This is a genomic window from Bartonella sp. MU37NMGALS (genome assembly GCF_042194015.1).
GTDB lineage: Bacteria > Pseudomonadota > Alphaproteobacteria > Rhizobiales > Rhizobiaceae > Bartonella > Bartonella grahamii.
The window spans coordinates 1-500 of the sequence record NZ_JBHIML010000181.1 but is presented as its reverse complement, the minus strand read 5'-3'; the positions used below and the strand labels follow the sequence as shown (position 1 = coordinate 500).

The following is a 500-nucleotide window of genomic DNA, read 5'->3' as shown; positions in this document are numbered from 1 at the left end:
TTACCAGTAATATCGGTCAGTTCTTTCATTTCCCGTGAAGCATAATCAAAGTGACCCGTCCCTGCTGTCACTCCAATCTCCTTGCCCGCAACAGCTCCTTCAAAATGCACCGTGCGTGAGACAATATCGACAATATCAACAGCCCCTTGGCCTGAGAAAAAATTGGCTCCCTTGGCGCCAAAAGTAACATCCCCACCTCGCACCTCAAAGCCTTTTAAAAAACCGCTCGCATCAATTTCGGGAACACCTGTGGTTAAGGTTGCATGGGGCGTATTGATAAAACCACAACCATCACAGCTTATCCCATTGGGATTGGCTATAATCACATCGGCAGGGCGCCCAAAAACCTCTCCTGGACCATTCAAAGCACTGCGCTTGCTGCTGGTGACTTCATTTAAAATCACTTTCGCTGAACCCGTGAGGCGCAAATGCGGATTGCCCGGCATAATGCCCCCCAACTGCGATTGCCCCACTTCTTGCGCATGATTGTTCCAAATCAC

The 500-nt window shown here is 49.4% G+C and carries 1 protein-coding gene; it reads right to left on the bottom strand.

Annotated elements, in window-relative coordinates; translation table 11 throughout:
- A partial coding sequence (locus tag ACFIJP_RS09840; protein ID WP_375627243.1) for a filamentous hemagglutinin N-terminal domain-containing protein occupies positions 1–500 on the bottom strand: 500 nt, incomplete at both ends.